Source organism: Sphingopyxis sp. Q841, assembly GCF_052384365.1.
In the GTDB taxonomy this organism is placed as follows: Bacteria; Pseudomonadota; Alphaproteobacteria; order Sphingomonadales; family Sphingomonadaceae; genus Sphingopyxis; species Sphingopyxis terrae_A.
In genome coordinates, this window is the sequence record NZ_JBQSUM010000001.1 from 748839 (window position 1) to 769574 (window position 20736).

Here is a 20736-nt window from a genome sequence, read left to right on the forward strand (position 1 = left end):
GCGCGCGGAAGGCAATCTGGGTGAATAGGCGCATGACGCTTATCCATCAGCTCATGCTCGCCACGCTCGTCGTCGGGACGACGGTCATCGTGCACCTTGTGGGGCTGGCGATCCTGCTCGCGGTCCTGCGCCGCTATCGCCGCGCCGAGCGCCGTATCCTGATCGTCCTGCTGAACGGTGCCGCGATTCTGGTCGCCGCTTTCGGTCTGTTCGCACTGCACTCGGTCGAGATATGGATATGGGCGGGGGTGTTCCAGTGGCTCGGCGCCTTCGCCGATTTCGAGCATGCGCTCTACTTTTCAACCTCGACCTATGTGACGATCGGATATGGCGATATCGTCCTGCCGCCCGGTCTCCGCATCCTGGGCGCGATCGAGGGGGCGAGCGGCATCATCCTGATCGGCTGGTCGACCGCCTTCTTCTTCTCGATCGTCGATCGCATGAAACTGCTCGAACGCCATTTCGACGCCGACCATCCCCGCTGAGCGCTCAGGACGCCGGAAAGGCGGGCGCCTTGCTGACCATCGCGGGCAGCGGACGCCCCATCACCCCGGTGAACCATGCCGCCGCCTCGACGAGGTCCAAGAGCGCGAGACCGGTCGCGATGCCGCTGCGTTCGAGCATATAGACGACATCCTCGGTCGCCACATTGCCCGCCGCGCCCGGCGCGAAGGGACAGCCGCCGAGCCCGCCGAGCGAGGCATCGACGATCGTCGCCCCTGCGGCGACCGCCGCCCAGACATTGGCAAGCCCCGACCCGCGCGTGTTGTGAAAATGCACGCGCACCGGCAGCGGCCCAACCGCTTCGCGCACGCGCGCGACCGTTTCGGCGACCTGTGCAGGCACCGCGACGCCGATGGTGTCGGCGAGCGCAATCTCGCGCGGCTGCGCATCGGCGACGCGCTTTGCCATGTCGATGACGCGCCCCATCGGAATCTCGCCCGCAAAAGGACAGCCGAAGGCGGTGGCGATGGTGATCTGTGCGCTCCGTCCCGCGGCATGGGCGAGCTCGACTATTTCGATCGCCGCCGCGAGCGATTCGTCGGAGCTTTGCCCCTGGTTGCGGATGCCGAAGGCGTCGCTGGTGACGCAGACCGCGCCCAGCTCGTCGATCCGCCCCGTCGCCAGCGCACGCTTGGCGCCGCGACGGTTCAGCACCAGCCCGATATAGATAACATCGTCGCGATCGGGCAGCATCGCGACCAGCTGCTCGGCATCGGCCAGCTGCGGAACGCGGCTGGGATTGACGAAGCTCGTCACCTCTATCCGCCGCGCGCCATAGGCGATGGCGCGGCGGATCAGCTCGGCCTTGTCGGCCGTCGAAACGACGGTCTTCTCATTCTGCAGCCCGTCGCGCGGTCCGACTTCGACCATTTCGATGCGGGTTTTGATGGCCATTTTCGCGCCTCGGTTCAAATGCTGTTAAAGCGGGGTTGAAAATTACATAGTATTCTAAGTATAAAGAGTCCATGGGCTGCGTTCGACGGGTCGCCGGCTAGGGCGACTTAGAGGATCGGAGCCGCGAAAGGAACGACATGACAGACAGCAACAGCGGCGGGGGAGCGCTGGACGGCCTTCGGGTGGTCGAAATGGGCCAATTGATCGCGGGCCCGTTCTGCGGCCAGCTTCTCGGCGACATGGGCGCCGAAATCGTCAAGCTGGAGCCGCCCGAAACGGGCGACCAGATGCGCCATTGGGGCCAGGGCGACCGGCCGAGCTGGTGGCGCGTCATCGCGCGCAACAAATATTCGGTCGCCGTCGACCTACGCAGTGCGGAAGGCCAGCAGCTCGCCCGCGACCTCATCGCCAAAGCCGACATATTGATCGAGAATTTTCGCCCCGGCACGCTCGAAAAATGGAACCTCGACCCCGCAGAGCTGCGCAAGACCAATCCGGGCCTGATCGTCGTGCGCGTATCGGGCTATGGCCAGACCGGCCCCTATTCGGCGCGCGCCGGATTCGGCGGCATCGGCGAAGCGATGGGCGGCTGGCGTGGTATCGTCGGCTATCCCGACCTGCCGCCCGCGCGCATGGGCGTGTCGATCGGCGACACCCTGGCCGCGACCTATGGCTGCCTCGGCGCGCTCGCGGCGCTGCATCACCGCAACAAGACCGGCGAGGGCCAGATCGTCGACTCGGCGCTTTACGAGGCGGTGTTGCAGGTGATGGAATCGACCGTCGCCGATTATTCGGCGAGCGGCACCAAGCGGCGGCGCACCGGGTCGACCCTGCCCGGCATCGCGCCGTCGAACGTCTATCCCTGCAAGGACGGCGAATATCTGATCGGCGCCAATCAGGACGCCGTTTTCGCGCGGCTTGCCGCGGCGATGGGCCGCCCCGAACTTGCGAGCGACGAGCGCTATGCGACCCACCGCGCGCGCGGTGCGCGGCAGGAGGAACTCGATGCGCTGATCGGCGAATGGACGCGCACGATGACGATCGCCGAACTGGAGGCGAAGATGATCGAGGCGAGCGTCCCCGCCGGCCGCGTCTATGATGCCGAGGATATGCTCGCCGACCCCCATTTCGCGGCGCGCGAGGCGCTCGTCACCGTTCCCGACGCCGAATTGGGCGAGGTGACGATGCAGGGTGTCTTCCCCAAATTGTCGGACACGCCGGGCAGCGTGCGGCGCCCCGCCCCGCTCACTGTCGGTCAGGACAGTGCCGACGTTCTCGAGCGGTGGCTCGGCCGCCCGGCCTAGGGTCGGAACGGGCAGCAGAAGAGACGCGCGGGCGCCTTTACGCCCCGAATGCTGGTGTCATGGCCGCGCCGCGATCTTCCTTGCAAATCCCCTTGCCCGTCAAAAAGCGATGCTTACAGTGGCGCGCACGATTATTACCCGAACAATGAGGATCGCCTTGCCATGCCCCGTAGCAAATTTCGCGCGCCGCTCGCGCTGGTCGCCCTGTTCATGACGCCAGCGGCGGCACAGGCGGCCGAAGATGCCGCGGCGGCGGCGTCTGCGCCCGCGCTGGCCTATCCGGCGACCGAGCGCGGCGACACCGTCGAACCGCAATTCGGCGTCGATGTCGCCGACCCCTATCGCTGGCTGGAAGACGATGTTCGCGTCAATCCGAAGGTCGCAGCCTGGGTCGCCGAGCAAAACAAGGTGACCGACGCCTATCTGGCGACGCTGCCCGGCCGCGATGCGTTCAAGGCGCGAATGACCGAGCTTTACAATTACGAGCGCTTCGGCCTGCCGCGCAAGGCGGGGTCGCGCTATTTCTACACGCGCAACGACGGGTTGCAGCCGCAATCGGTGCTGACGGTGCGCGAGGGCCTGACCGGCGAAGGCCGCGTGCTGATCGATCCCAATGCATGGGCCAGGGACGGCGCGACCGCGCTCGCCGAATGGACGCCGTCTGAAGACGGCAAATATCTGCTCTATTCCGTGCAGGATGGCGGCACCGACTGGCGTATCGTGCGCGTGATGGACGTCGCGACGGGCAAGGATACCGCCGACGAGATCCGCTGGGTCAAATTCTCGTCGCTCGATTGGGCGAAGGACGGCAGCGGCTTTTACTATTCGCGCTTCCCCGAACCCAAGGAAGGCGAGGCCTTTCAGTCGCTCAACGAAAATCACGCGGTCTATTTCCACAAGCTCGGCACGCCGCAGAGCGCCGACGTGCTGATCCATGCGACGCCCGACCAGCCCGAACTCAATCACGGCGCGCTCGTCACCGATGATGGCCAATATGTCCTCGTCGTTTCGTCCAAAGGGACCGACGAACGCTTCGGCCTGACACTGCATCCGGTGAAGGGCGGCAAGGCGATCACGCTGGTCGACGATTATGCGAACAATTGGGAATATGTGACCAACCAGGGCACGCGCTTCACCTTCCTCACCAACAAGGATGCGCCGCGTCAGCGCCTTGTTTCGCTCGACATTCGCAAGCCCGCGGCGCTCACCCAGATCGTCGGCGAACAGGAGGGGACGCTGGTCGGCGCGTCGCGCGTCGGCGACCGCATCATCCTGTCCTACCTCGGCGATGCCAAGTCGGAGGCCCGGATGGTCGCGCTCGACGGCAAGCCGGTGGCGAACATCAATCTCGGCGAGATCGGCACCGCGAGCGGTTTCGGCGGCAAGCCCGGTGATCCTGAAACCTTCTACGCCTTCTCCAGCTTTGCGCAGCCCACGACCATCTATCGCCTTGATACGGTAAGCGGGAAGAGTGAGATTTTCGAGGCGCCGAAACTGACCTTCGATCCCAAGGATTTCACGGTCGAACAGCGTTTCTACACGTCGAAGGACGGCACCAAGGTGCCGATGTTTCTGGTGATGAAAAAGGGGCTCGACCGGTCGAAGGGATCGCCGACTTTGCTCTATGGCTATGGCGGTTTCAACGTGTCGCTGACCCCCGGCTTTTCGCCCACGCGGCTCGCCTGGGCCGACAAGGGCGGGGTCGTCGCGATCGCGAACCTGCGCGGCGGCGGCGAATATGGCAAGGCGTGGCACGACGCCGGTCGGCTCGCCAACAAGCAGAATGTCTTCGACGATTTCATCGCGGCCGGCGAATATCTGATTGCCGAAGAAATCACCGGCCAGGGCGAACTGGCGATCGAGGGCGGGTCGAACGGCGGCCTGCTGGTCGGCGCCGTCACCAACCAGCGCCCCGACCTGTTCGCGGCCGCGCTGCCCGCTGTGGGCGTGATGGACATGCTGCGCTTCGATCGCTTCACCGCGGGCCGCTACTGGACCGACGATTATGGCTATCCGTCGAAAGAGGCCGATTTCCGCAATCTGCTGAGCTATTCGCCCTATCATAATATCAAGGGCGGCCGCACCTATCCGGCGATCCTGGTGACGACCGCCGACACCGACGATCGCGTCGTACCGGGTCACAGCTTCAAATATACCGCCGAGCTGCAGCACGAGGATATCGGCTCCAAGCCGCACCTGATCCGCATCGAGACGCGCGCCGGCCATGGCTCGGGCAAGCCGACAGACAAGATCATCGCCGAGGCGGCGGACAAATATGCCTTCGCTGCCAAATGGACCGGCCTCGACGTTGAATGATCGCGCGGCGGCGGCGGACGATAGCGTTCGCCGCCGCCCACCAGCCGAAAGCCATCGCCTTGTCCTACGCCCTCTCCTTCACCGCCACCGATCCTGCCGCGCTGTGGGCGGAGGCGGCCGACGCCGCCGCCGGTCTCGTCGCGGGTGAGCCCGATGCGATCGCCAATATGGCCAATGTCGCGGCGCTGATCTGGCAGGCTGTTCCCGATCTCAATTGGGCGGGCTTCTACCGCTTCGACGGCACCGAACTGGTGCTCGGCCCGTTCCAGGGCAAGGCGGCGTGCATCCGCATCCCGCTCGACAAGGGGGTGTGCGGCGCCGCGGCGCGGCTGCGCAAGACGCAGCGGGTCGAGGATGTCCACGCCTTTCCCGGGCATATCGCCTGCGATGCGGCCAGCCGCAGCGAGCTGGTGGTGCCGATCGTCGCCGAAGGCCGCCTGATCGGCGTGCTCGACCTCGACAGCCCCTCGCCCGCGCGCTTCACGGCCGACGATCAGGCGGGCGCCGAAGCGCTGATCGTCCGCATCGCCGCCGCGCTCGCGGGTTAAAGCTGCGTCAAAATGGGACGCGATCCGCACGGTTAACGGATTCGCGGAAAAGCGCCGATTTTGCTAACAGACTGTTAACCAAGCCATTGCCCCCACGGGCGATTCCGCTGGAACAGGGAGTTTAGCATGCGCACCGTTTTGTTGTTGGGGGCTGCCGCCGCATCGTTGCTGCTGGCCGGCCATGCGACCAGCGCCGAGGTCACCAAGACCCAGACCACCGTCGTCACGACCACCGACGAAGCGGCCCCGCGGCTCGACTATGAGGCGCCTTCCGCGCCCGATGTGCGCGTCTACACCGGCTATCCCGACCGGATGCCGAGCGAAGTCGAATATCGCCACATCGACGGCTACCAGTCCGAAGGCCGCTGGACGGGTACGTGGAACGGCACCTACGAAGATCGCGACGGCCGCCGTTACGAGGGCAGCTATGAAGGCAGCGTCGAGGGGCGCACCGGCGCCGACTATCCGCCGCCGCCCTATTATCAAGGCGGTTTCGATCCGCGCGAGGACATGGAAATGGGCCGTCGTTGCGGCCATGGCGGCGCGGCGACCGGTGCGGTCGTGGGCGGGATCGTCGGCGGTGTCGTCGGCAATCGCGTTGCCGGTCATGGCGACCGTACCGCCGGCACGCTGATCGGCGGCGGCGTCGGGGCGCTCGCCGGCGCAGCGGTCGGCAGCGAGGCGGACAAGAAAAAGTGCGACGAATGGTGGGCGCGGCGCGGCGGTGCCCATGGCGGCTATTATCCCGGCCATCCCGGCTATCCGGGCGGCTATGCCTATAGTTACGGCTATGGTTATGGCTATTACACGCCGGGCGTCGTCGTCACGACGATCATCAACGGCCCGCCGGTCGTCACCGAACGCGTCGTGACCACGACCAAGACCTATTATGAAAATGTGCCGGTGCGGAAACGCTATGTGGCCAAGCGGAAACCGAAACCCAAAGCCAAGCCGCGCTGCGTCTGCTGACGTGCCCTGAACTGGTCTGGTCGCCAGACTTGGCTTAGTGAGGCCCGCCGATCCGTCGAGGAACGGCGGGCCTTTCCTTTCGCCGCCCTTTCGCCACGGTTCAGCGGCGTGAAAGCATGGTGCGCCTAGATCATCGGGCGACGGCGGACGCCCCTGTCCGCGTTCTGGAGTGACTGAAATGCGCAAGATGACCGGCTTCACCGCAGCGGCGGCGGTTCTGGTTACGACGGTCGGGCTCAGCGCGACCCCCGCCGAAGCACGCGGACGCCACGGCGGCTGGCACAATCGCCACGACGACGGGATCGGCGCCGGCGAGATCATCGGCGGTATCCTGATCCTGGGCACGATCGCGGCGGTTGCCAGCGCGGCGAGCAAGCAAAGTCGCGAGACGCGCAACCGCGACTTTCGTTACGACCCGCCCTATCGCGACGATCGCGCGCAGGACGCCCCCGATTATCAGCGCCGCGACGATCGCGGTCCGGACGGATATGGCACCGGCGACGCCTATCGCGGCGGAGAGATCGAGCAGCGCGCGGCCGATGCCTGCGGCTGGGCGGCCGAGGGCGAAATGGGCGACGATGCCCGCGTCGAAAGCATCACCGACACGCGGCCCGCGAACGGCGGCGACGGCTGGTACGTCACCGGAAACATATCGCGCCCGGGCGGCGAGCTGCACAGTTTCGGGTGCAGCTATCGCGGCGGGCGCGTGGTCGACGTCAGCATCAACTGACCCCATTGCCATTGGATTTTCGGCCCTTCGCCAGCGATGGCGGAGGGCTTTTCTCTGCCCGCCTCCGTCAAGCTGAACCCACGCCGAACCAAGGCTGAACCGCAGATAAGCGCCGGGTTCAGCACCGCGTCACGGCGCCTTCGCTATCAAGGGGCATCGCAGGCAGCACGGGTGCCGCCTGCAGAATAGGAGACCGAACCATGGCGAAGAAGCCCATGAACTGGACCAAGGCCGCAATCGGGGCGGCCACCGCCGGCGCGATGTTGAGCGCCACCCCCGCGCTCGCGCGCGACCGGTACGATCACCGCGACCGCGACGGGATCGGTGCGGGCGAAATCATCGCCGGCGCCGTCGTCCTCGGCGGCCTCGCCGCCATCCTGTCGGCCGATAACGATCGTTACGACCGCTATGACCGCAACGATCGTCGCTATCGCGACCGGTACAATGATCCGCGATACGGCTATGGTTATGATTATGGCCGCTATGGCAACAGTCGCGCAGCGGTCGGCCAGTGCGTCCGTGCCGTCGAGCGCGGCACCAGCCGCTATGGCCGCACCGACGTGACGCAGGTCACGAGCATCGATCGCAAGCGCGACGGCTATCGCGTCAAGGGCCGCGTCGTCGTCAACGAAGGCTGGCGCGGACGCTGGGGCCGCGGCGGTTCCTATGATCGCGGCAAGTTCAGCTGCGACGTGCGGTATGGCCGCGTCGTCGACGTCGATTATTCGGGTCTGCGGTAACGCGGAGCCCCTTCTCCCGGCCCGCCCGCGCCTCGGCGTGCGGCGGGCCGCCTTGCACAAGAGCGTTGCCGGGCGCGGTTAACGCGGCGGTGGGCCGGAGGCGAGCGGCCCGGCCCACGCTCGGCAGGTCGCCAGAATATTCCCGCGTCAATTCAGATGCTTCGTGTCCGAAGCATATCGGTGGCGCCCGCACTCGGTCCGTCGCAAAAGTCGCGAAATCCGAAAAGACGCTATACGAAAATTTACCTTCTTTCGTTATGCGCGGAGATGGGACCACAATAACCGCCTGACGTGGGTGACAGGCGGCAGAAGCTTATTGGGTCGCCCATGCCGAATTTCGAGGCCGATACCGCCTCAACGGCTTCAGCCGAAAAGCGCCAACCGCGCCAGTCGCGACTGGTGAAGGCGTCGCTTGCGTGCGACCGCCTCGGGCGCTTCGATGTGACCCTGCGCAATATTTCCGAAACCGGCGTTGGCGGGCAGTCGCCGCATGTGCTGCAGGTTGGCGAGCGGCTGACCGTCTATCTTCCGGGTCATCAGCCGATGGAGGGCGTGGTCCGCTGGGTCAGCGACAAACGCTTCGGCCTGCAGACCGAACGGACGATCGAGCCGGCACGGCTGCGCGCGGCGCACGCCGATCAGCTCGTCGCCGCCGACAGCAAGGCCGAATTCCAGATCATGGCGCCGACGCAGATGTCGACCTGGCGCCCGGGACTGCGGCAGGTTTCGTCGCTGCCGGGTCATTACGGCAAACCGAAGATCTGACCCGCGCATCGCCGCGCCACAAAGGAAAACCGGCGCAGATCGCTCCGCGCCGGGTCCCCCGTTGATTGATTTTCGTCGGTAAAGCGCGTCAGGCGACCCGGCGCACTTCATTCCCTTCTTCGTCGATATCGCGCAGCACATAGCCGCGACCCCAGACCGTCTCGATATAATTTTCGCCGCCGCACGCGAGCGCGAGCTTCTTGCGCAGCTTGCAGATGAAGACGTCGATAATCTTCAATTCGGGCTCGTCCATGCCGCCATAAAGGTGGTTCAGGAACATTTCCTTGGTCAGCGTCGTGCCTTTGCGGAGCGAAAGCAGCTCCAGCATCTGATATTCCTTGCCGGTCAGATGGACGCGGACGCCATCGACTTCGACCGTCTTGGTGTCGAGATTGACCGCCAGCTTGCCCGTCTTGATGACGCTCTGGCTATGGCCCTTCGAGCGGCGGACGACGGCGTGGATGCGCGCGACCAGCTCGTCGCGATGAAAGGGCTTGGTGACATAATCGTCGGCGCCGAAGCCGAACGAGCGCACCTTGGAATCCATTTCCGAAATGCCCGAAAGGATCAGCACCGGCGTCTGCACCTTTGCGGTACGGAGCTTTTTCAGCACGTCATAGCCGTGCATGTCGGGCAGATTCAGGTCGAGCAGAATGATGTCGTAATCATAGAGTTTGCCAAGGTCCAAGCCTTCCTCACCCAGATCGGTGGTATAGACGTTGAAGCCTTCGGTCGTGAGCATCGTGTCGATCGCCTTCGCGGTCGTCGGCTCGTCCTCGATCAGCAGTACGCGCATTAGGCACCCCTTGACTGTTTCCCACGATGGACCCGCAACCCGTCCGCGGCTCCCTCGCAGTGCCACCAACGCCCCCGTTGCAGGGCTGGCGGAACATTAACCATGAAACTTGTGAAGGGAAAAGGTTAATTTTGATTTAACCCGCAGAAATCCACGAGTCGCGGCCCGCGCAGCTGCGTTTCAGCGTATCGGCGAGATAGTCGGACAAGGCCCGCACCCGCGCCGGGCGGAGGCGCGACGGCGGCGACAACAGGTGCAGATAGGCCTGCGGCAGCGACCAGTCGGTCAGGATCGGAACGAGCCTGCCGGCGCGCAGTTCGGCGTCGATGATGAAGTGCGGCAGCACCGCGATGCCGCCCCCCGCGACCAGCATCGGCACGATCACATCGCCATTGTTCGTGAACAGCGGGCCTGCCGGAACGATCGTCGCTTCCTCGCCTTCGCGGTGGAAACGCAGCGGCCGCGCCTTTTCGCGGTGGCCGTAGCCGGCGAGCCGATGCCCCGCGAGTTCGAGCGGGTGGCGCGGCGTGCCGTGACGATCGAGATAGGCCGGGCTGGCGATCACCGACGTCGGGATCGGCGCGATAGTGCGCGCGAGCAGGCTGCTGTCGTCGAGGCTGGCGACGCGCAGCGCGAGATCGAAACCTTCGGCGATCAGATCGTGGCGCGCATCGCTGAGCGTCAGTTCGATCTCGACCGCCGGATGCTCGGCCATGAAGGCCGCGAGCGGCGCGCCGAGCACCTTGATCCCGAAACTCATCGGCGCCGCGAGTCGGATCGGCCCTGCGAGGTCGAAGCGGTCGCCATGCGCCGCCTCGGTCGCGGCGGTCGCGGCGGCGACCATTGCCCGCGCCTCTTCGAGCAGCCCGGCGCCCGCCGTCGACACGGTCACCGACCGCGAACTGCGATGGAGCAAGGTGATCCCGAGCGATGCTTCGAGCCGGCTGACCGCCTTCGACACGCTGGCCTTCGACAGGCCGAGCGCGCTCGCCGCGGCGGTGAAGCCGCCACTGTCGGCCACCGCCACGAAGCAGGCCCAGCCTTCATAATCGGGAAGCGCCACAACATCCTCCAATTGGAAACGATAGGTTTCGATCTACGCTATTTCAGAAACAAATGCATCGCCTATCTTGGCCTCAACACGCCGCCCCCGATGTCCGGGATGGCGGCCAGAAAGGAGATGCCCGATGATCGACATTCGCAAGTTCGACACGCTGGGCCACGCCAATCACGGCTGGCTCGACGCCCGCCACCATTTTTCCTTCGCCGGCTATCACGATCCCGACCGCATGGGCTGGGGTGCGCTGCGCGTCTGGAACGACGATGCCATCGCGGCGCAGGCCGGCTTCCCGCCGCACCCGCACCGCGATATGGAAATCATCACCTATGTCCGCACCGGTGCGATCAGCCACCGCGACAGCATGGGCAACAGCGGCCGCACCGCGGCCGGCGATGTCCAGGTGATGAGCGCCGGCACCGGGGTGACGCACAGCGAATTCAACCTCGAGGACGAGGAAACCACGCTGTTCCAGATCTGGATCATCCCCGATCGCGATGGCGGCAATCCCGGCTGGGGCCAGCGCGAATTTCCGCAGGCCGACCGTTCGGGACGCTTCGTGACGTTGGCCAGCGGGATCGAGGGTGACGACGACGCGCTGCCGATCCGCGCCGATGCCCGGGTCGCGGCCGCGACCGTGACCGCGGGTAGCCGCGTCGCCTATGATCTGGGCGCTGGCCGCAACGCCTATCTGGTCGCCGCCAAGGGCCGAATCCGCATCAACGGACAGGATGCCGATCCGCGCGACGGCATCGCGATCCGCGATGTCGGAACGATCGAGGTCGAAGCGCTCGACGATGCCGAACTGGTGCTGGTCGACAGCCTCTGATCCCACCCCCTCGGGCCGCCGCCTGCCATCCCCCTCCCTTGCGGCGGCGGCCCACCCCTTCCCCTCCCGACTGAAAGGAAACCGAAGATGGCAAAGATTTTGGTGCTCTATTATTCGAGCTATGGACATATCGAGCAGATGGCCGACGCCGTCGCCGAAGGCGCGCGCGCCGCGGGCGCCGAGGTCGATATTCGCCGCGTCGCCGAAACCGCGCCCGAGGCGGTGGTGAAGGCCGCCGGCTTCAAGACCGACACCGCGCATCCGCTGCTCGGTGATCCCAAGCAGCTTGCCGACTATGACGCGATCGTCGTCGGTTCGCCGACCCGCTTCGGCCGCATGGCCAGCCAGATGGCGAGCTTCTGGGACACCGCCGGCGGCGTCTGGGCGCAGGGTCTGCTTACCGGCAAGGTCGGCGCGGCCTTCACCTCGACCGCGTCGCAGCATGGCGGACAGGAAACCACGCTGTTCAGCATCCTGACCAACCTCCTCCACTTCGGCATGACGATCGTCGGACTGGACTATGGTTATGCCGGGCAGATGGGCGTCGATGAAGTCAAGGGCGGTGCCCCCTATGGTGCGACGACGCTCGCCGATGGCGACGGATCGCGCCAGCCGAGCGAAGCCGATCTCGGCGGTGCCCGCTATCTGGGCGAACGCGTCGCGAAAACCGCGGCGAAGCTCGCGGCCTGACCCCGATGCGCCGTCTGCCGAGCCTCTTCCTCTCCCACGGCTCGCCGATGATGGCGCTCGAGCCCAGCCCGGCGCGGGACTTCCTCGCCGGGCTGGGCGCCCGCTTGCCGCGGCCGCGCGCGATCCTAGTCGTCTCGGCGCATCACGATGCACGGTTCGAGGGCGGCCAGGCGACGGTCACCGCCTCGCCCGCGCCGCCGACGATCCATGATTTCGGCAATTTCCCCCAAGCGCTGTTCGACATGCGCTATCCCGCACCGGGCGATCCGGCGCTTGCGCAGCGGGTCGTGGACCTGCTCGCCGCTCATCGCCTCGCCGTCGCCGCCGATCCCGACCGCGGGCTCGATCATGGGGCCTGGGTGCCCCTGTCGCTGGTCTATCCCAAGGCCGATATTCCGGTGGTCCAGCTTTCGATCGCCTCGCATGCGCCGCCCGAATGGCATTATGCGCTGGGCCGTGCACTCGCGCCGCTTCGCGATGAGGGCGTATTGCTGATCGGTTCGGGCAGCATCACGCACAATCTTCGCGCACTTTTTTCGGCGCGCCTGCCGATCGACGCACCCGCGCCCGCATGGGTCACCGGCTTCACCGACTGGGTGGCCGGACATATGGCGGCGGACGCCGTCGACGAGGTGCTGCACGCTGTAGAACGCGCGCCGCATGGCCGCGACAACCATCCGACGATGGATCATATCCTGCCCTTGTTCGTCGCGATGGGTGCGGGTACGGCAGCGGACGGCCTGCACGCCGCACGGCTCCATGCCAGCACGACCTATGGCCTGCTGGCGATGGACGTTTACGCTTTCGGCGAAGGGGCGGCCCGCCTATAGGCGGGAGATGCTTCTTTCCGACCATATTCTCTTCCTCGATGGCGAGGCGCTTGTCGTCGACAAGCCCGAAGGCCTGCCCGTCGATCCGCCGCGCGACGGCAGCCTCAGCCTCGAAAACCATCTCGACGGCCTGCGCTTTGGCTTCAAGCGCTGGCCGCTCGCCGTTCACCGGCTCGACCGTGACACCTCGGGTTGCCTGCTGCTCGCGCGCAATCCCAAGGCGCACGGCCGTTTCACCCGCGCTTTCGAGGGGCGCGAGGTCGAAAAACAATATCTCGCGATCATCGACGGCGTGCCTGATGGCGATGGCGGCACCATCGACCTGCCCCTCGCGAAGACGTCGACCGCGGAGACCGGCTGGCGCATGGTTGTCGATCCGAATGGCAAGCCATCGGTATCGCACTGGGAAAAGCTTGCCGTCGTCGACGGGCGGGCGCTGCTGCGTTTCCGTCCCGAAACCGGCCGCACCCATCAGCTTCGCGTCCATGCGCTCGAGGGGCTGGGTCTGCCGATCGCCGGCGATCCCGTGTACGGCAACGGCCGCGGCAAGGACCGCACCCTGCTCCACGCCGAGCGGTTGGTGGTAAAACGTGACGTCAAGCCGTCAATAATTGCCGAAGCCCCCTTCCCCGCGCGCTTCGCCGCGCTCGGCTTTTCGCCACCCGAAGGCGCCGCCCCGACCCGTGGCTGACATTCCCGAAGCCGCGATTTCGGAAAAATTCCTCGCCGGCACCGGGCCGGGCGGCCAGAATGTCAACAAGGTCGCGACCGCGTGCCAGCTTCGCGTCGATGTGTTCGCTCTCGGCCTCCCGCCCGACGCCTACCGCCGGCTCAAGACGCTCGCGGGAAGCCGGATGACGGCGGCGGGAGAACTCGTGATTCTCGCGCGCAGCTATCGCACCCAGGAAGCCAACCGCGCCGATGCGCGCGCGCGGCTGAACGAGCTCGTCGATGCGGCGCTGGTCCGGCCTGAAAAGCGGATCAAGACAAAGCCGAGCAAGGCGGCCAGGGCGCGCCGCGTCGACGGCAAAAAGGCGCGCAGCGCGGTCAAATCGATGCGCGGACGCGTGCGATCGACCGACTAGGGCCGGGCGCGCATGCACCTCTATCGCCTCGACGTGACCGCCGAAATCGCCGCGCAGGCGATCGGTGCCGATTCAGGGCGCGATCCCTGGGCCCGCGGCTATGTCACCCCCGGACGCCCGGCGCCGGTGGTCGTCGGCGACGGAAGCGCGCAGAGCCGCCCGTGGCTGCGCCCCAAGCTGTGGGGCGTCCCGCCGCCGCCGCGCGGCGACCAGCCGGTGACGACGGTGCGCAACCTTTCGAGCCCCTTCTGGATCGGCACGCTGCGTCATCCCGAACTGCGCTGCCTGATCCCCGCGACCCGTTTCGCCCTGTGGTCGGGGACGGCCGGCGCGCGGCAACAGCTGTGGGCCGCGCCCGCCGACCAGCCGGTCTTCGCCTTTGCCGGCATCCATCGCCAGGGCGAGGATTGGCCGAGCTTCGCGATCCTGACCGTCGAACCGAACCGCCTGCTTAGCCATCACGGCGCGCAAGCGATGCCGGTCATCCTCCGCCCCGGCGATTATGCGCGCTGGCTGACCGCCGACTGGCGCGACGCGGCCAGCCTCGTCCGTCCCTTTCCGGGGCAGGAGATGACGCTGGCCGAAGACCCCATGGTATAGGCGATTTTCACCAATTCCGTCGACTTTGCGTTCACCAGCGCGGCGCTAAAAATGCGAATCGATAATCCGACCAGTGGGATTGAATACAGTGGCCAACGCCTGCACGACCGACACCGAAGAGCTTTCGCCGCAAGCGCGCCGCGCCGAACGCGCCACCGTCCGCGGGCGCGCGCGCTATCGCGAAGCGGGCTTCAACCCATTCGACGTCGAACTGTTCGACCTGTCGTCGACGGGCTTTCGCATGATCACCTTTTCGCGGCCGCAGATCGGCAAGCAGATATGGGTCAACCTGCCGGGCCTGCAGCCGCTCGAAGCGGTGATCCGGCGCGCCGACGGCAACAGCTTCGGCTGCGAATTCGTCTACCCGCTCCACCCCTCGGTGGCGGCGCACATGCAGTCGAAACTGCGCTAAGCTTCCGGCTTCTCCGACTTTTCCAATATATGCTTCCACTCGTCGGGCGTCACGCGCCCGACCGACAGGCGCGACAGGCGGATAAGGTCCATGTCGGCAAGCTTGGGGTCGGCCTTGATCGCCGCCAGCGTCACCGGATGCGCGAGCGGGCGCACGGGCGCGACGCGCACGATGACCCACGGCGATCCTTCCTCGGCGGTCGGATCGGGCGCGCTTTCCTCGGTAATGCGCATGATCCCCACGCATTCCTTGCCGATATTGCTGTGATAGAACAGCGCCTCGTCGCCGACCTTCATCGCCATCATGTTCAGCTTGGCGCTGTGGTTGCGCACGCCGTCCCACATCCCCGTGCCGTCCTTGACCAGGTCGTCCCAGCCATAGACGTCGGGTTCGGATTTCATCAGCCAATATTGCTTGCCCATGGCGCGGGCCTAGCCCAGCGCGCGCCGACGCGAAAGCATCCTTTTCCTCTTTCGCAACCGCGCCGACCCGCCTAAATCCTGATTCATGTCAAAGACGCGCCCCGGCGGGACCGGCATGGCGCGCCACAGCACCAACAAATGGACACACCCCTTATGACCGCAGCCGTTCCCGTTATTTCCATGTCGCTGCCCGACGATCGCTTCGCCCAGGATTTCGGCGGATCGTTCGAACGCTTCGGGTTCGCGATGATTACCGACCACGGCATCGACCCGGCGCTGATCGACGATGCCTGGGCGAAGGCGAAGGAATTTTTCGCGCTGCCCGAGGCGGTGAAGCGGGCCTATCATATCGCGGGCGGCGGCGGCGCGCGCGGCTACACCCCTTTCGGCACCGAAATCGCGAAGGGTGCGAAGGAAGTCGACCTCAAGGAATTCTGGCACGTGGGCCGCGACCTCCCCGCCGGCCACCCGCTCGCCGCGCAACAGCCGAACAATGTCTGGCCGGCCGAAGTCGCGGGCTTTCGCGAAACCTATGACCGGCTGTTCGCCGAATTCGACCGCATCGGCGGCAAGCTGCTCTCCGGGATCGCGCGCTACCTTGGCCTCGCACCCGATTTCTTCGACGACACGGTGAAGGACGGCAACAGCGTGATGCGCCTGCTGCATTACCCGCCCGTCGAAGGCCCGGCGAAGGGCATCCGCGCCGAGGCGCACGAAGATATCAATACGATTACCCTGCTGCTCGGTGCCGAAGAAGCGGGCCTCGAAATCCTCGACAAGGATGGGAGTTGGCTTCCGGTATCGCCGCCTGCGGGCGCTATGGCGGTCAATGTCGGCGACATGTTGCAACGGCTGACCAACAACCGCCTGCCCTCGACCACGCACCGCGTGCGCAATCCCGACTCCGGCCGCGCCAGCGTTGCGCGCTATTCGATGCCCTTCTTCCTGCACTTCCGTTCGGACTATCCGATCGTGACGCTGGATAATTGCATCGATGCCGAGCATCCGAACCTGTATCCGACGCCGATCACCGCCGACGAATATCTGCAGGAACGGCTCCGCGAAATCGGGCTCAAGAAATAGAACCGGGCCGCGGCCGCCCCGTCGGGCCGGCCGCGCGTCCCGCTATTTTCCGGCCTTGTCGCTGATCGCCCGGATCACCAGCGCCTTGTCGTCGACAAGATAGCGCTTGGCGAGCGCTTCAAGCTCGGCCGGCGTCGCAGCCTCGACTGCCGCGATGCCGTTGCGGCTGCGGTCGAGCCGGTCGGCGCGGCTCGTCGCCTCGGCGACATAGGCCAGCCAATAGGCATTTTCGCGCCGCGCCTTGGTCATCGCCTCGACCAGCGGCTTGCGCGCGCGGTCGAGCGTGTCGGCATCGACGGGTTTGTCGCGCAATTCCTTGGCGATCGCGAAGATCGCGGCGCGCGTCGTCGCCAGATCCTTGTAGTCGACATTGCTTGCGGCGACGAGCCAGCCATAGCCCGGATATTCGTCCGACAGGCTGGCTCCCGCCGACGGGCTGTAGGTTTCGCCCAGCTTTTCGCGCAGTTCGTCGGTGAGCATGAGCTGCATCACGCGCGACAGCAGGTTGAGGCGCATCGCCTCGGTCAGGTCGCTGTCGTCGCGCGCCGGCCAATAGACGCGCAGTTCGGCCTGGTCGGCCGGCCCCTTGTGGATCAGCGTGCGCTCGCTGTGGTCGACCGGATAGTCGCGCTTGCGCGCGTCGCTGTGCGGATCGAACGCCGCGCGGCGTTCGGGCAGAGCGCCGAAGGTTGCCGCGATCGCATCAATCGCCGCCTGTTCGTCGATATCGCCGACGACGCCGATCTCGATCGCGCCATGATCGAAACTGTCGGCGACCGCCGCTTTCAATTTGCTCCAGTCGAGTGCCATCATCGTCGCAAGCGGCGGCGTTTCCTCGCGCGGGTCACCGTTGGCAAGGATGCCGCCGCTGTCGCGCGCCATCACCGCGCCCGGCGTCGCATCGTTGGCGGCATATTGCTGCGGCAGATAGCGACGGATCAGCGCGAGCCCGTCGGCGCGGTAGCCGGGGTGCGTCAGATAAGCCGCCATCAGTTCGGCCTGCGCCGCGAAATCGTCGGGCGAGGTGACCGCTTTGCCCCCAAAGGCATCGGTATCGACGCCGAAGCTGGGGCTGACCGTCTTGCCCGCAAAAATGGTGCGCAGATCGTCGAGGCTATGCGCCTCGAGCCCGCCGAGGCTGATCGATCCCGCAAGCGCGACCTTGGTCGGGTCGTCGCGCGTCGCGAGCAGCGTCCCCCCGTCGACGCGCACCGACAGATAGACCTTGTCCTTCTGGAAATCGGTCTTCTTGATGTTGAGCATCACATTGTTGGCGAAGCGGATGCGCCGGATGCCGAGGTCGTCGATGCGATCATCGCTGACGACCGTGCCGGGCGTGCCGAAATTGTCATAGGCAAAGGCCGCGCTCCGTGCCTGCGCCGGGGGCGTCACCGCGACCGCGCGCGCCGTGTCGAGCGCGGCAAGGATCGCCTTGTCGCCGCCCTCGACGGGCGTCTTGGCAGTGACGCGCGCGAGCGGCGGGCTGAAGCCCTCCATCCGATTGCGGAAGGCCGCACTCACCGCATCGGCCGACAGCTGCGGCGCGACGGCATCGAACAGCGCCTGCGAGGTTTCGGGACGCACGACGACATAATCGCCGTCGGACGCGTCGACCAGCACATCGGCGAGCGCGTCGCTCCGCCGGGTCGTCACGCCGGCGACGGCATTCTTGAGCGCGGTGCGCCGATTGGCGATCTGTTCGTTGACCTCGGCCTGGGTGAAGCCGAACTGGACGGCGCGGCGCAGCTCGCGCTCGATCAGGCCGAGTGCCTCCGTCCACGCCCCTTCCTTGGCGATCGCCCCGACCGTAACCTGATCGAAGACCTTCCACCCGTCGGCTTCACTGAAATAGCCCGCGAGGATCGGAGAATTCTCGTCGAGCGCAATCTTGGCTAGCCGGCGGCTCAGGATCGCTTCGCCGATATCTTCGGCTAGCTTGCGCGCGCGCTTCGCCTTGGTGTCGGCTTGCTGCACCCAGGGTTTGAAGCTGGCGATCGTCACCGAATCCTGGATCGCCGGATCGACGAAAGATTCGGCGGCGGCGGGGCGCTTGAAATCGAGCGTGCCGATGTCGGGATCGGCACCAGCCGGTCCGCGGCCCTGCCAATCGGCGAAGCGCGCCTTGATCTTCGCCTCGACCGCGGCGGGATCGAAATCGCCGACCATCACCAGCGTCGCCCGTTCGGGCCGGTAATAGCGATCGTAAAGGTCGCGCAGGCGCGATGCGGGGGCGGTACGGATCACCTCTTCGGTACCGATCGGCATCCGGTTCGCGACCGTCATCCCCTTCATCTGGAAACCGAGCTGATCGACGATGTTGCGCAGCTGATAGGTATCCCGCGCGCGGCGCTCCGACAGGATGACACCGCGTTCGCGGTCGACCGCGGCGGGGTCGATCGTCAGTTCGCTCGCGGTTTCCCGCATCAGCATCAGCCCGGTGTCGATCAGATCGTCCGACGCGTTGGGCAGATCGAGCTGGTAGACCGTCTGATCGAAGCCGGTCGAGGCGTTGGTATCGGCCCCGAAGGCCAGCCCCTTCCTTTCGAGCAGCTTGATCATCTCACCCTCGGGCACATGGGTCGAGCCGTTGAACGCCATATGCTCGATGAAATGCGCCAGCCCGCGCTGATCCTCGGCTTCGGCAAAGCTGCCGACGTCGAAACGCATGCGCAGGACGACGCTGTCCTTCGGGGTGCTGTTCTTCAACAGCGCATATTTCATCCCGTTGGGAAGAACGCCGAAGACGATATTTGAATCGACGAGCACATCGCTGGCCGCGAAATTCCAGGCCTTGGCCGCGGCGGTCTGCGGATTGACCGGAACGACCTGCGCTGCGGCGGGGGCGGCGGCGGGTTTCGCGAGAACCGGCGATATGCTGACGGCGATAAGGGCAAGGGGCGAGAGCGCGGTCGAGATGCGCCAGAAAATGGTCCGCTTCATGGCGACCGGTCTGACCGCCCCATATGGGGCGGTCAAGCCCGCATCAGCTTGCGATGCCGATGCTTTCGACCGGCGACATGTCGGGTCGACCAGCCGCCTTTGCTGCATAGAGGGCGCGGTCGGCGGTGTCGAAAAGCCGGCGCGCGCTGCCACCGTCGCCGGGCCAGTTGGCGACGCCGACGCTCGCGCCGACGCGCAATGGCTGGCCGCCGATGCGGTAGGGCGCGACGAGCGCGGCGAGCAGATGATCGGCAAGCGCGGTGGCAAGCAGCGGTGAACGGCGCGGCACCAGAATGGCGAATTCGTCACCCCCCTGCCGCGCGACCAGCGCATGATCGCCGCACGCCCGGCGCAGCCGCGCCGCGACTTCGCACAGCAATTGATCGCCGGCGGCATGGCCGTGCCGGTCGTTCACCGGCTTGAAGCCGTCGAGATCGAGCAGCGCGATCGCGAATATCTCGCCATCCGCCGCGCGCGCGATTTCTTCCTCCAGCCTCAGGTCGAACGCACGCCGGTTGGGCAGCCCGGTCAGCGCGTCGCTATGCGCCAGATCGCGCATCTGCCGCTGCAATTCCAGCAGGTCGACAAGCTGGCCATGCTGCTGAAGGATCATGCGCACCAGGAACATCGTCGCGACGACCAGGCTGGTGCCCGCCGCAATCTCGGGCGCGTGGCCGGAGGTCAGCATCAGATAGGCGATCGGCACCATCCCGATGCCCAGATTGAGCAGCGCTGCAAAGCGCGTCGATGACAGGCAATAGGCGGTCGCCAGCGACCCCATCGCCATGATCATCGCATAATAGCTGTGATTTTCGGGCGGCGCGGCGAGCCAGTTGACCACCGTCCAGCTGCTGCACATCGCGCCCATCGTGCCCGACACCCACGCTGCCTCGACGATCACCCGCCGCGCGCGCCGCGGGCTCATGCGCCGGCCACGATAATGCATCTGCGCAGCGAAGCCGAGCAGGCACACCGCCGCCAGAACGACCGGAAAGCCGATCCGGATGATCGGATGGACGCTCGGCATGCCGCCATAGATGGCGGTCGGCGTCGTCGCCGCGAGCATCAGAAAAAGCATCGGGGTCAGCGTCTCGATACGATTGGCGCGCAGAATCGCGACATCGTCCCGGATATCCTCCGGCAATGGCGGAAAAAAGCGCCGCCGCATCCATGCTATAACCCCCGTCATTCCGGCTGGGTATCAAGCGGGAGTAAAGCATGC

22 protein-coding genes are annotated in these 20736 nt (G+C 66.0%); 16 read left to right on the forward strand and 6 right to left on the reverse strand.

The genetic code is table 11. The features are described 5' to 3' along the window. The first annotated feature begins 32 nt into the window (after positions 1-32). Complete coding sequence (locus ACT17R_RS03710) at positions 33-485, forward strand: ion channel (RefSeq protein ID WP_186402635.1); 453 nt, start codon at positions 33-35, stop codon at positions 483-485. Between the two features lie 4 nt (positions 486-489). Here ACT17R_RS03710 and ACT17R_RS03715 read toward each other — a convergent pair whose 3' ends face one another. Next, entirely contained in the window at positions 490-1398 is a 909-nt protein-coding gene (locus ACT17R_RS03715) for a hydroxymethylglutaryl-CoA lyase (protein WP_186402634.1), read from the reverse strand. Positions 1399-1535: 137 nt separating this feature from the next. Between ACT17R_RS03715 and ACT17R_RS03720 the strand changes: the two genes are divergently transcribed. The 7 genes from ACT17R_RS03720 (at position 1536) to ACT17R_RS03750 (ending at position 8770) form a co-directional block, all read left to right on the forward strand. Further along, the gene (locus ACT17R_RS03720) at positions 1536-2702 is read left to right on the forward strand and encodes a CaiB/BaiF CoA transferase family protein (RefSeq protein WP_444809011.1); all 1167 of its coding nucleotides are present in this window, start codon (positions 1536-1538) and stop codon (positions 2700-2702) included. A gap of 162 nt (positions 2703-2864) precedes the next feature. Next, positions 2865-5018 carry a prolyl oligopeptidase family serine peptidase gene (locus tag ACT17R_RS03725; RefSeq protein ID WP_260834066.1) on the forward strand — a complete coding sequence of 718 codons (2154 nt, stop codon included), beginning with the start codon at positions 2865-2867 and terminating at the stop codon, positions 5016-5018. Further along, entirely contained in the window at positions 5015-5566 is a 552-nt protein-coding gene (locus tag ACT17R_RS03730) for a GAF domain-containing protein (RefSeq protein ID WP_260834065.1), read from the forward strand. Before ACT17R_RS03725 ends, ACT17R_RS03730 begins: the two co-directional genes overlap by 4 nt. Before the next feature lie 126 nt (positions 5567-5692). Beyond that, positions 5693-6535, forward strand: a complete 843-nt coding sequence (locus ACT17R_RS03735) for a glycine zipper domain-containing protein (protein WP_062900612.1) — start codon at positions 5693-5695, stop codon at positions 6533-6535. Between the two features lie 178 nt (positions 6536-6713). After that, complete coding sequence (locus tag ACT17R_RS03740) at positions 6714-7265, forward strand: hypothetical protein (protein ID WP_062900613.1); 552 nt, start codon at positions 6714-6716, stop codon at positions 7263-7265. 200 nt (positions 7266-7465) lie between these two features. Next, positions 7466-8005 carry a hypothetical protein gene (locus tag ACT17R_RS03745; RefSeq protein WP_062900614.1) on the forward strand — a complete coding sequence of 180 codons (540 nt, stop codon included), beginning with the start codon at positions 7466-7468 and terminating at the stop codon, positions 8003-8005. Positions 8006-8332: 327 nt separating this feature from the next. Beyond that, a complete protein-coding gene (locus ACT17R_RS03750; RefSeq protein ID WP_062900615.1) occupies positions 8333-8770 on the forward strand; it encodes a PilZ domain-containing protein in 438 nt (145 codons plus the stop codon). 88 nt (positions 8771-8858) lie between these two features. On the opposite strand, the gene ctrA is transcribed toward ACT17R_RS03750, so the two are convergent. Both ctrA and ACT17R_RS03760 read right to left on the reverse strand, forming a co-directional pair. Then, complete coding sequence (gene ctrA / locus ACT17R_RS03755; RefSeq protein WP_003040277.1) at positions 8859-9566, reverse strand: response regulator transcription factor CtrA; 708 nt, start codon at positions 9564-9566, stop codon at positions 8859-8861. Positions 9567-9702: 136 nt separating this feature from the next. Further along, the gene (locus ACT17R_RS03760; protein WP_003040280.1) at positions 9703-10629 is read right to left on the reverse strand and encodes a LysR family transcriptional regulator; all 927 of its coding nucleotides are present in this window, start codon (positions 10627-10629) and stop codon (positions 9703-9705) included. Positions 10630-10753: 124 nt separating this feature from the next. Here ACT17R_RS03760 and ACT17R_RS03765 point away from each other — a divergent pair, with 124 nt between their 5' ends. From ACT17R_RS03765 to ACT17R_RS03795, 7 genes are all read left to right on the forward strand, one after another. Further along, positions 10754-11452, forward strand: a complete 699-nt coding sequence (locus ACT17R_RS03765; RefSeq protein WP_062900616.1) for a pirin family protein — start codon at positions 10754-10756, stop codon at positions 11450-11452. Between the two features lie 87 nt (positions 11453-11539). Continuing rightward, positions 11540-12142, forward strand: coding sequence for an NAD(P)H:quinone oxidoreductase (gene wrbA, locus ACT17R_RS03770; RefSeq protein ID WP_058812593.1), 603 nt, complete (start codon positions 11540-11542; stop codon positions 12140-12142). A 5-nt stretch (positions 12143-12147) separates the two neighbouring features. Continuing rightward, entirely contained in the window at positions 12148-12972 is an 825-nt protein-coding gene (locus tag ACT17R_RS03775; RefSeq protein WP_062900618.1) for a DODA-type extradiol aromatic ring-opening family dioxygenase, read from the forward strand. A gap of 7 nt (positions 12973-12979) precedes the next feature. After that, positions 12980-13663 carry an RluA family pseudouridine synthase gene (locus ACT17R_RS03780; RefSeq protein WP_062900619.1) on the forward strand — a complete coding sequence of 228 codons (684 nt, stop codon included), beginning with the start codon at positions 12980-12982 and terminating at the stop codon, positions 13661-13663. Then, positions 13656-14057, forward strand: a complete 402-nt coding sequence (arfB, locus tag ACT17R_RS03785; protein ID WP_003040293.1) for an alternative ribosome rescue aminoacyl-tRNA hydrolase ArfB — start codon at positions 13656-13658, stop codon at positions 14055-14057. Before ACT17R_RS03780 ends, arfB begins: the two co-directional genes overlap by 8 nt. Positions 14058-14069: 12 nt before the next feature. Further along, positions 14070-14657 carry an SOS response-associated peptidase family protein gene (locus ACT17R_RS03790; RefSeq protein ID WP_062900620.1) on the forward strand — a complete coding sequence of 196 codons (588 nt, stop codon included), beginning with the start codon at positions 14070-14072 and terminating at the stop codon, positions 14655-14657. Positions 14658-14745: 88 nt separating this feature from the next. Then, positions 14746-15069, forward strand: coding sequence for a PilZ domain-containing protein (locus ACT17R_RS03795; protein ID WP_062900621.1), 324 nt, complete (start codon positions 14746-14748; stop codon positions 15067-15069). Here the strand turns inward: ACT17R_RS03795 and ACT17R_RS03800 are convergent. Further along, complete coding sequence (locus tag ACT17R_RS03800; RefSeq protein WP_003040303.1) at positions 15066-15491, reverse strand: EVE domain-containing protein; 426 nt, start codon at positions 15489-15491, stop codon at positions 15066-15068. The two genes, ACT17R_RS03795 and ACT17R_RS03800, sit on opposite strands and share 4 nt — an antisense overlap. 153 nt (positions 15492-15644) lie before the next feature. Here ACT17R_RS03800 and ACT17R_RS03805 point away from each other — a divergent pair, with 153 nt between their 5' ends. Continuing rightward, complete coding sequence (locus ACT17R_RS03805) at positions 15645-16574, forward strand: isopenicillin N synthase family dioxygenase (protein WP_186402629.1); 930 nt, start codon at positions 15645-15647, stop codon at positions 16572-16574. Positions 16575-16616: 42 nt separating this feature from the next. Here the strand turns inward: ACT17R_RS03805 and ACT17R_RS03810 are convergent, their stop codons facing one another. Next, on the reverse strand, positions 16617-19514 hold the full coding sequence (locus tag ACT17R_RS03810) for a M16 family metallopeptidase (RefSeq protein WP_444809012.1): 2898 nt from the start codon (positions 19512-19514) through the stop codon (positions 16617-16619). Positions 19515-19557: 43 nt separating this feature from the next. Then, positions 19558-20703 carry a GGDEF domain-containing protein gene (locus ACT17R_RS03815; RefSeq protein WP_234178556.1) on the reverse strand — a complete coding sequence of 382 codons (1146 nt, stop codon included), beginning with the start codon at positions 20701-20703 and terminating at the stop codon, positions 19558-19560. Positions 20704-20736 lie beyond the last annotated feature (33 nt).